5 protein-coding genes are annotated in these 6,590 nt (G+C 65.7%); 2 read left to right on the forward strand and 3 right to left on the reverse strand.

Features of this window, described 5'->3' with window-relative positions:
- Window positions 1-22 precede the first annotated feature (22 nt).
- The 3 genes from FJ938_RS26805 to FJ938_RS26815 all read right to left on the reverse strand — a co-directional run bounded on the left by FJ938_RS26805 (window position 23) and on the right by FJ938_RS26815 (window position 5,025).
- On the reverse strand, window positions 23-1,354 hold the full coding sequence (locus FJ938_RS26805; protein ID WP_140613551.1) for an ActS/PrrB/RegB family redox-sensitive histidine kinase: 1,332 nt from the start codon (window positions 1,352-1,354) through the stop codon (window positions 23-25).
- A gap of 117 nt (window positions 1,355-1,471) precedes the next feature.
- Complete coding sequence (gene hrpB / locus FJ938_RS26810) at window positions 1,472-4,087, reverse strand: ATP-dependent helicase HrpB (RefSeq protein WP_140699139.1); 2,616 nt, start codon at window positions 4,085-4,087, stop codon at window positions 1,472-1,474.
- Window positions 4,088-4,134: 47 nt separating this feature from the next.
- On the reverse strand, window positions 4,135-5,025 hold the full coding sequence (locus tag FJ938_RS26815; protein ID WP_140613549.1) for a DMT family transporter: 891 nt from the start codon (window positions 5,023-5,025) through the stop codon (window positions 4,135-4,137).
- Between the two features lie 25 nt (window positions 5,026-5,050).
- Here FJ938_RS26815 and FJ938_RS26820 point away from each other — a divergent pair, with 25 nt between their 5' ends.
- Entirely contained in the window at window positions 5,051-5,749 is a 699-nt protein-coding gene (locus FJ938_RS26820; protein ID WP_140613548.1) for a PIG-L deacetylase family protein, read from the forward strand.
- Between the two features lie 229 nt (window positions 5,750-5,978).
- Window positions 5,979-6,590, forward strand: a 612-nt coding sequence (locus FJ938_RS26825) for an ABC transporter substrate-binding protein (RefSeq protein WP_140613547.1), incomplete at its 3' end; no start/stop codon positions are given.

Here is a 6,590-nt window from a genome sequence, read left to right on the forward strand (position 1 = left end):
TTTTGCGCCGCTATTGTCCAATTCACGCGGTATCAAACATGGTGGCCGGGGCCGATTCCGGGTTCAGGAAGACGGTTCTCGGCCATGAAATCCGCACCACCGCGCCCTCGCCCAGGCCGCTCGAATTGCGGAAATCGAGCGCGGCGCCCGAGCGTTCGAGCAGCGTCTTGGCAATGAACAGGCCAAGCCCCAGGCCACCGCCGGCCTCCGTGCCCTGGCGCGTCGACATGTAAGGCTCGCCGATGCGGTCGATGATCTCGGGCGGAAAGCCGGGCCCGTCGTCGATGATCGAAAAGGTGACGGTCGCCTCGTCCCAGCTCCAGCGCACGGTGACGCTCTTGCGGGCAAAATCGACGGCGTTCTCGACCAGATTGCCGAGGCCGTAGATGACGCCCGGATTGCGGCGCCCGACCGGCTCCGGCCCGGTGCATTCGCCGGGACGAAGCTTGATCGAGATGCCGAAGTCGCGATGCGGCGCGGTGACCTCCTCGACCAGCGAAGTCAGCGGCAAGCGGGACAGATGCGCCTCACCCTCGGACGACAGGCTGGTCAGGCGCTTGAGGATTTCGCGGCAACGCTCGCTCTGCGAGCGCAGCAGCTTCACGTCATCGCCATATTTCGGATCCTTGCCGAGCGCCTTTTCCATTTCCTTGGCGACGAGCGTGATGGTGGCGAGCGGCGTGCCGAGCTCGTGCGCCGCCGCCGCCGCCAGGCCGTCGAGCGCCGAGAGATGCTGCTCGCGCTGCAGCACCAGTTCGGTGGCGGCAAGCGCATTGGCCAGAAGCCGCGCTTCGGCGGCCACCCGGAAGGCATAGATGGCCGTGAAAGTGATCGAGGACAGCACCGCCATCCACATGCCGGCGACATAGATGAAGGGCATCACCAACGGCGCGCCTTCATACCAGGGCAACGGCAGATGGATGAACACAAGCAAGGTTGCCGCCATCATCACCAGCCCGCCGAGAATGGCGGTCAGGCGCAGGGGCAGCGACGTCGCCGAAATGACGACCGGCACGGTCATCAGCAGCGAGAACGGGTTGGTCAGGCCGCCGGTCATGTAGAGCAGGCCGGCAAGCTGCAGGCTGTCGAAGATCAGGATGCCGAAAGCGGCCAACGGGGTGAGCCGGTGCGCGGCCGGAAACCGGAAGGCCAGGAACAGGTTCATCCAGGCCGAGCAGGCGATCAGCGCGAAGCACAGGCTGACCGGCAATGGGAACTTCAAACCATAAGCGACAACGAGCACCGTCACGCTCTGGCCGACGATAGCCAGCCAGCGCAGTCGGATCAGCGTGTTGAGCCGCAGCCGCTGGCTCTGCTGGAAGTCGGGTGCGCGCAAAACGTTGATCATCGCCATGAATTACAACCGCGGAGCCGGGAACGCTAGGTCCGCTCCAGTCCGATGGGGTCGGATTGAAGCTCTACTCCTTGTTGACCATGATCTTGTCTCAAAAACCGGTTTCACTTTTTGGGATCATGCTCGTGGCTTGGCGCGGGCGGTGGCGGTGGCGAGCAGCGGATTTTCCGGCCAGACATGCTTGGGGTAGCGGCCGCGCATGTCGGCGCGCACATCGGCCCAGGAGCCGCGCCAGAAGCCGGGCAGGTCGCGGGTCGTCTGGATCGGCCGATGCGCCGGCGACAGAAGTTCGAGCGTCAGCGGCACGGTGCCGTTGGCGATGGAGGGATGGCGGTCGAGGCCGAACAGTTCCTGCACGCGAACCGCCAGCACCGGCCATTCGCCGTCATAACGGATCGGCACGTGACTGCCCGACGGGGCGTCGAAATGGGTCGGCGCCAGCGCATCGACCTTGCGCTGCAGGTCATGCGGCACGAGCGAGGTCAGGCCCGCCGGGACAACGCCGGGGTCGACGGCGGCCAGGGATGCGGCCCCCGACAGGAAGGGCAGCAGCCAGTCGTCGAGGCGTTCGAGAAGTGCTGCGTCCGACATGTCCGGCCAGGGCGAGCCGAGGCCGCGATGCAACCAGGAGAGGCGCTGGCGCAGCGTCTCGGCCTCCTTGCTCCAGCTCAGCAGCGACAGCCCGTGCTCACGCACCGCGTCAACGATGGCGTGGTCGGCCTCGGCACCGGCCGGCGCCGGCAGCATGCGCTCGGCGAGCGTGATGGCGCCGAGGCGCACCGTTTCGCGCACGCGCACGGCGCGGCGCTCGCGGTCGAAGCTCGTTTGCTTGCGCGTCTCGATCCGGTCGGCCAGCGCGGTGCGGATGTCGTCCTCGGTTATTGCCGCCGCCGCCGCGATGCGCGCATTCTGCGCCTTGCCCTGCAGATCGGCGACGACCAGAAACGGCTCGCCTGCCAAGAGGTCGGCGGCATCGAGCATGGCGCCGGAGCCATTGGCCAGCACGAAGCGGCCGCGCTCGCCGCGCGCCTTGGCGACGCGGTCCGGCCAGGCGTGGATGAGAAGGGGACCGGCGGCCACATCCCCCTCCTCGTGGGGCTCCAAGGGACGGGCGAGACCTGTGGCTCGCCCCGGTGTGTCGACCCCCGAAGCACTGTGGGGTGGAGGGATGGGTCGCGTGCCCGAACCGACCCCACCCCGTCTCTCTCGCTTCGCTGCGCTCAGCTCGGTCGCCGACCCTCCCCTCGAGGGGGAGGGTAAGGCCTGCTTCGCCAGCCTCTCGGCCAATTGCCGCGCGGCGGTGGCGCGCGGCGATCTTTCCCAGCGAAAGCGCATCAGCCGCCGTTCCAGATCGGCGCCGTCCCCGCCAAGGCCGCGTTCGGTGAGCAACACCGCCAGCATGGCCGCCTCGTCGGCATGGCCGCTCCTGGCTGCTTCGGCGACCATATGCGCCAGCCGCACGGGCAGAGCGAGCTTGCGCATGGAAGCGCCCGCTTCGGTCAAGCGCCCGGTCTCGTCGATGGCGTGGAGCGCGCGCAGCAGCATCCTTGCCTCGTTGAGCGCCGGTGCCGGTGGCGGATCGAGAAAGGCGAGCCCGGCCGGATCGGCGACACCGAAAGCGGCGCAATCGAGCAGCAGGCCGGATAGGTCCGCTTCGAGGATTTCCGGCGGCGTGAAGGCGGGAAGCGCCGCCGTCTGCTCGGCGCGCCACAACCGGATGGCGACGCCGGCCTGCGTTCGGCCGGCGCGGCCGGCGCGCTGGTCGGCGGAAGCCTTGCTGACGCGCACGGTCTCCAGCCTTGTCAGGCCGCTTGCCGGTTCATAGCACGGCAACCGCGACAGGCCGGAATCGATGACGACGCGCACGCCGTCGATGGTGATGGAGGTCTCGGCGATCGAGGTCGCCAGCACCACCTTGCGGCGGCCTGCCAGCGCCGGCTTGATCGCCGCATCCTGCGCCTTGCCGTCGAGTTGGCCGTAGAGCGGAACGATGTCGGTGTCGGTGCCAACCCTGCCGGCCAGCCGTTCGGCGGTGCGCTCGATCTCGCGCTGGCCCGGCAGGAAAGCGAGCACGCTGCCGCTTTCTTCGGCAAGGGCCGCACGGATCGCCTTGGCCATGGCGTCCTCGACCGGGACGCCGGCCGGCCGCTCGTCGTAGCGGACATCGACAGGAAAAGCGCGACCTTCGCTCTCGATCACCGGCGCGCCCGACAGGAGTTTCGCGACGCGGGCGCCATCGAGCGTTGCCGACATGACGACCAAGCGCAGGTCGGGCCGCAGCGCACCTTGCACGTCGAGCGCCAGCGCCAGACCGAAATCGCCGTCGAGAGAGCGCTCGTGGAATTCGTCGAAAATGACAGCCGAGACGCCGGGCAGTTCGGGGTCGTCGAGGATCATGCGCGCGAGCACACCCTCGGTGACGACCAGTATCCTGGTCTTGGCCGAAGTGCGGTTCTCCATGCGCATGGCGTAGCCCACGGTGCCGCCGGGCTCCTCGCTCAGCAGCTCGGCCATGCGGCGGGCGGCGGCGCGAGCGGCGAGCCGGCGCGGCTCAAGCAGCACGATTTTGCCCGTGCCAAGCCAAGAGGCATCCAGCAGTGCCAAGGGCACCAGCGTCGTCTTGCCGGCACCGGGCGGCGCCACAAGAACCGCGCTGTTGCCCTTGCCGAGCGCTTCACTGAGCGCCGGCAGCACGGCTGTGACCGGAAGTTCCGGCAGGGGTCTTGTCGTCATCGCGTCCGCATATCAGCGGTCGCGGTCGCCATGCAATACGTACGGCCTCATAGCCTGGTCCGTGAAAACGGATTCCAACGCACGGTGCCGAGCCGCACCTCCTCGCGCACCATGGTCAGCAGACCGGAACCGCCGACCACCGCCAGACCAACCAGCGACAGCCAGTCGGGATATTCCTGGAAGAACAGCGCGCCGAGGATGACCGCCCAGACGATCTGCGAATAATGCGTCGGGGCGATCCGGTTGGCGGGCGCGTATTTGGCGGCCAGAAGCTGCATGAATTGCCCGCAGGCCGTGAAAGCGCCTGCCATCACCAGCCACACCAGCTGCCTTCCGTCGGGAAGAGTGAAGGAGGTGGTGGCGGCGCCGATACCGTTGAACAGCAGCCCATAGCCGACCAGCACGCCGAGCATGGTCGTGCGCTTCTCCTGCTGCGCCAGCGAACGCATCAGGATGACGCTGGCGGCTGCGAGAAAGGCGATGGTGAACGCCGCGAGGTGACCGAGATGCAATTCGCGGAAACCCGGCCGCACCACCAGCATGACGCCGGCAAAGCCGGCGACCACCGCCAGCCAGCGCCACGGGCCAACCTTTTCCTTGAGGATCACGGTCGAGAGAATGGTGACGAACAGCGGCGCGAGGAAAATCAGCGCATAGGTCTCGGCCAGCGGGATGGTGGTGAAGGCGTAGACGCTGAGCACACCCGATGCAATGCCGGCCCAGGCACGCGCCTGCACCGCCCATGGACGCTTTGTGCGCCAGAAGTCACGCCAGCGTTCGTCAGCAGGACGGCTGAAGAATAGGAAACAGCCGGCAAATAGCGTCGAGAAGAAGCCGATCTCGAACACCGTGAACTGACCACCCAGGCTCTTGATAACGGCATCGCTGCACGAATAGCTTGCATAGGCGATCAGGGCGAGCAGGATTCCGTTCGGCACGTTTTCATTTCCGGGAGAGAGTAGCGTGAAAATACTGGCGCTCGGTGCGCATCCCGACGACATCGAGATCTTCATGTTCGGTACGATGGCCGCCTATGCGGCGCAAGGCGCAGAACTGACTTTTGCCGTGGCCACGGATGGTGCCAGGGGCGGCATGAGCGATGCCAGGGTTCTGGCTCGTGTCCGCCGCGACGAAGCGACTGCCGCGGCCGCCTTGCTTGGCGCGACGCCGCGCTTCCTCGACTTTCCCGACGGCGAACTGGTGGCCGACGGCGCGCTCATCAGTGAGTTGAAAACACTTCTACGCGAGATCGGACCGGATCTTGTGATCACGCATGCGCCCAACGACTATCACGCCGACCATCGGTCCCTGTCCGACGGCGTGCGAATCGCGGCCTCGTTCGGCGTCCCCGTGCTGCACGCCGACACGATGGGCGGCACCGGATTCGCGCCCACACACTATGTCGATATTTCCGCCTATCGGGATATCAAGACGCAGGCGATCCGCGCCCACCGGTCGCAGGGGCCGGAGCAATATGTCTACAGAGCGCGCATTCAGAACGAATTTCGCGCCGGCCAATGCAACGGGCTCCCTGGTTCATTGGCGGAGGCCTTCCGCTTCGAGCCGACATTTCCCTTCGCCGACATACGGGCATTGTTGCCGCCGGCGCCGCCCCTGCGGCCGGTGACGCCAATCCCGGACGCCGCCAACGAGACCGGCTAAGCGGCAGCCGGAGCAACCCGGCGTTCATTTTCCAACGATTTCAAGCGCCCGTTTGGGCATGTTGCGGCGCAGCGACGAATTCGCTTGCGTTGTTTAGTAAAAATTGCATCACTAAACAAATTACTAAACATCGACAGTGCTGCCGCGCCGCCGTGTTTGGGCCCCTGAGGAGAGGGTTGAGGATTTTTGAAACCGTCATCCGGGCGCGTTTCGCAAATGGGAGGAAGGCATGAAATCGAGCTTGAAACTGGCGTTGGGACTGGCTTCGGCGATTACAGCGTCGACAGCCGTTTCGAACGTCGCGCACGCTGAAGACCTGACGCTGTGCTGGGCCGCCTGGGACCCGGCAAACGCGCTGGTCGAACTTTCCAAGGACTTTACCAAGGAAACCGGCATCGGCATGAAATTCGAATTCGTGCCATGGACGAACTATGCCGACCGCTTCCTCAACGAACTGAACTCGCACGGCAAATTGTGCGACCTGATCATCGGCGATAGCCAGTGGATCGGCGGCGCGGCCGAGAACGGCCACTATGTCAAGCTGAACGACTTCTTCGACAAGGAGAAGATCAGCATGGACGACTTCGTGCCGGCGACCGTCGTCGGCTATTCGGAATGGCCGAAGAACACGCCCAATTACTGGGCGCTGCCGGCCATGGGCGACGTCGTCGGCTGGACCTATCGCAAGGACTGGTTCTCGAAGCCCGAATTGCAGAAGGAATTCAAGGAGAAATATGGCTGGGACCTCGGCCCGCCGGCCACCTTCGACCAGCTGAAACAGATCGCTGAATTCTTCCAGAAGCGGCAGATCGACGGCAAGACGGTCTATGGCGCCTCGATC

Origin of the sequence: Mesorhizobium sp. B2-4-14 (genome assembly GCF_006442155.1) — a bacterium.
Lineage (GTDB): Bacteria > Pseudomonadota > Alphaproteobacteria > Rhizobiales > Rhizobiaceae > Mesorhizobium.